This is a genomic window from Okeania sp. SIO2F4 (assembly GCF_010672385.1).
In the GTDB taxonomy this organism is placed as follows: Bacteria; Cyanobacteriota; Cyanobacteriia; order Cyanobacteriales; family Microcoleaceae; genus Trichodesmium.
Genome location: NZ_JAAHGT010000972.1, coordinates 1 through 3563 on the forward strand (window position 1 = coordinate 1; position 3563 = coordinate 3563).

General features: G+C 29.9%; 3 protein-coding genes. 1 reads left to right on the forward strand and 2 read right to left on the reverse strand.

Features of this window, described 5'->3' with window-relative positions; translation table 11 throughout:
• Positions 1-497: 497 nt before the first annotated feature.
• Positions 498-971: a TspO/MBR family protein gene (locus tag F6K22_RS35780; RefSeq protein ID WP_293109345.1), complete on the reverse strand. Its 474-nt coding sequence runs from the start codon at positions 969-971 to the stop codon at positions 498-500.
• A gap of 1201 nt (positions 972-2172) precedes the next feature.
• The gene (locus F6K22_RS35785; RefSeq protein WP_293109347.1) at positions 2173-2814 is read right to left on the reverse strand and encodes a hypothetical protein; all 642 of its coding nucleotides are present in this window, start codon (positions 2812-2814) and stop codon (positions 2173-2175) included.
• 385 nt (positions 2815-3199) lie between these two features.
• Between F6K22_RS35785 and F6K22_RS35790 the strand changes: the two genes are divergently transcribed.
• Positions 3200-3538 carry an FmdB family zinc ribbon protein gene (locus F6K22_RS35790; RefSeq protein ID WP_293109349.1) on the forward strand — a complete coding sequence of 113 codons (339 nt, stop codon included), beginning with the start codon at positions 3200-3202 and terminating at the stop codon, positions 3536-3538.
• The last annotated feature ends 25 nt before the right edge of the window (positions 3539-3563 follow it).

Sequence of the window (3563 nt, forward strand, 5' to 3'; positions counted from 1 at the left end):
TCATGAGAATTGGCATAAGTTGCTATAAATACTATTTATTCTTTGAATCCTAATAAAGTTTTTTTCCTTACTAAAAACTCTATTTGTGAAGTTTGATCATAATTTAGAAGCTCGACTTCTCACAAACTCTGTTTGTAGCTGAATAATTTTTTCTTTTACTTCAATTTTAGCCAAACAAATTGAAGTATTAATTATAATTTTCTACTTATACCAATTCTCATGCATTATTGTTATACTTGGAAGCTGGTAAAAATAACTTTACTTCATAGCCAAAGTTACTAAATATCAAGTATTTACTCCCACAAATAATATTTATAAATAGAAAATCCAAGTATAGCAAAGTTTATGGTAATTAGTATTAGACTATTTCTCTATGAAGCTGCCCTTAATAACAGATAAAAATCCTTAGCATAATTAGGTACTAAGGATAATAAATTATTACGCACATTATTATAAATAAATAGTATTACAGCTTTTATTCAAATTAGTCAATATTACTAATTTTCCGAATTAATACGACTCATTTCCCAAGTAGTATAAGTACCAATTGGACTCCAAAATGTATAGGGTAATAATAAAATTCCAGCCCAAATATTAATTTTCCAGACAGTCAAAATTAGCATTATATTTAGTACAAAACCAGTTCCCCCAATAATTGTTCCCACTTTCAAACTTTGTGTACGAAACATGACAGGTGTATAAGCTATTGTCACTATTTCTAACAATAAATATAGTGCCATTAACAACCAAGTTGTTTGAGTTCCTGGTTCTTGTTCCCAGATAATATATGCAGACCAAGCACCACAAATAAAAATCGTCGTCCAAATTAGTGGAATTAATCTTTCAAAAGTTAACCAATGAGGTCTTTGTAAACGTCTAAACCATTGAGCATCTCTAGAACTAATTAAGAAGTTACTACTAAATGGTATTAAAAAAGTAACACTGCCAATTATCATCCAAGATTTAATCATTTTTTCTATGGTTTATAGTTTTACAGCAAATTCAAAAAAAATTAAGTATGTAGCTAATCAAATTTATAAGTCACCTAGTCGTAATTGAAAAATTTTGAATTTAAGTACCTGTGCAAAATCAATTTAACTTATGGTCAAGACAGGGAAAAGGAAATATACCTGAGTAGTAAATCTAGAAATAATTTTGCCTACTTACTTATAGCAGTTATATTTGAGTTATGTAGAAAATATCCCCCGCATAAAGAAACAGCAGTCAAGAAAAGTGCTAGGAGATTTCCACCAGGGTTAAATACTCTCAGTTTCCACCAGAGGTAATTATCCATTATTCATTATCCATTATCAATTCTTGAATACTTATAAAGGGCTACCAAATTTATTTGTGACTACTAGAATAACCCCATTCTAGAGAAATACCAAATCATTTTTCAGAACAACTTAACCCTGTAAAAACTAATCCAGCCATATTTTTTTCACGATTCATATAGGAATTATATAAAATCAAACATAAATCAAATTATTGATCTTAATCTCCAATTATTATTCCCTCTATTAATCAAGAATTTTTTGCGTGGGAAAGGATGATTGAATTTTATCAAAATAATTGGTTTGAAAAACCTGCCTTTTAAGGCGAAGTATTTTTGGATAGTTGCTGAAAATTCCCGTTACAAAAACAACTTCTGACTTATCATTTCTGACTTCTAACTTCTTTAACTCTTCCACTTAACATCTATATGCCACTTATTTCTAATAAAATCAAGCTAAGTAAGTAGGCAAAACTAAACGTAAAATAATTGCACCAAGTAAACTTTCCCAAACTCCGGGTTAATTCTGTAGGGGTTTACCGAATAATTAATAATTAATAGTGAATAATTAATAATTAAGAGTTGATAGTCAATTAATTATTCATTCAACAATTCACGCCTTGAAGCCGACCCTGGGATAGGGGATAAATCAAAAATTTTCCTTCTTGGTCAATCCTCAATAGTTTTAAGAAGGGGTAATTATTAATTATTAATTGTTCATTGTTAATTGCTGAAGAACCAAACCCCTATACAGGTCTTCAATAGTCAAAGTCAACCTGATTTCTGACCAGATATTACTAAGCAGAATTAGGTTTAACAAAATCTTCAATACCTCCCTAAAAACCTTGTGCAAAATATATCCCTCTCCCATCACAGAAAATTAGTGCTCAACCAATTAATTAACCAAGTCGATGATTTTGTTCTAGTTCAATACTAGATTCATCCTCATTATCTTGATTATCTTTAGGAACAAGATAATTACCATTTTGAGGCTGTAAAACCGCTTTAATTGTTTTAAGAAAACGATTTGATGAAACTTTACCATTAAGTTTTTGACGTGCTTTTACCTTCTTAACTAGATGTCGCATTACAGATAAATCTAGTTCATCTATAAAATGGTCAGCAATTCTTTCTCCCATTACATCAATTGCTTCTGAATACTGGTTTTTCAACATCTCTATAGCTGTATAACCTTCATGATTAACTTGTTCTGAAGTATCATTTACTTCATCATTAATAGAGTTGTTATATATAATATTTTGCCTTATATTTTTTTCCTCTTCCTGGGCAGACTTTTGTGGTCTAATTTGACGATGTTCTATAAAACTTTGATAGTCAATAATGCTCATGCCAAGATTATAAATATGATGATGTACATGATCTATTAGATCGACTTCATCTGGATTATAGTAACCTCGACTACTATCAATACCATGTAATTGCGCCCAACGTTTTAGAATTGTTTCATCCTCTAAGTTGTATCTTTCTAACATTTGACTGGTAGCCAGATCGCTTTGTGGTGTTACTTTGAAATCGCTCATTAATAAATGCTCCTCAAAATAATTTAAGACAATGTATATTATATTTAGATTCCCCTCAAAAAAGGGTTTAAATTATCAACTTCCGGATTCCAGTAGAAGAAAATTTTATCAGTTTTATAGAACTCTAAAACAGAGACTGAAAATATATAGCTAAATTTAATAAATATACCCGAATAATCTAAAATAAAATATACAATCTCATAATCTATTGCTGTATGATAATTTGTAGAATAATTCTCATCCTATAACCAAATTTCCGAGCAAATTGTAAAAAAAAAGTAATTTATTTAGATTCCTTTAGTTTTACAACTTGTCTAAAGACTTGCTAGTACAATATAGCATCATCTATAATTAAAGACAAACTATTACTGTAGAAGCTATAACTATGCCTATATACGATTATTTTTGTCCAACTAATAAGCAAAAACTAGAAGTTTGGCACAGTATAAATGAAAATATCACAACTTGGGGTGAGCTATGTAAATTAGCTAAATGTGATATAGGCGACACTCCAGAAGACACTCCTGTTAAACGTATGATTAGTGCCCCTAGAATAATAGTAGAAACTGGAGTTAGCGATCTAAAAAGTCACGGATTTAGTAAATTGGTAAAACGGGATCAAGGAGTATATGAAAATGTAACAGCAACAGGTGATGAGAGTCGCATAGTCAATATAAATGATCGTAGTACCTATCCAAATTTACAAGAAAAATTAGGAGACTAAAATATCACGAAAAATCTGCAAAAAC

Excerpts from the sequence above, each read along its gene's own strand:
- F6K22_RS35780 (WP_293109345.1), bottom strand. The coding sequence starts at position 971 with ATGATTAAATCTTGGATGATAATTGGCAGTGTTACTTTTTTAATACCA.
- F6K22_RS35785 (WP_293109347.1), bottom strand. The coding sequence starts at position 2,814 with ATGAGCGATTTCAAAGTAACACCACAAAGCGATCTGGCTACCAGTCAA.
- F6K22_RS35790 (WP_293109349.1), top strand. The coding sequence starts at position 3,200 with ATGCCTATATACGATTATTTTTGTCCAACTAATAAGCAAAAACTAGAA.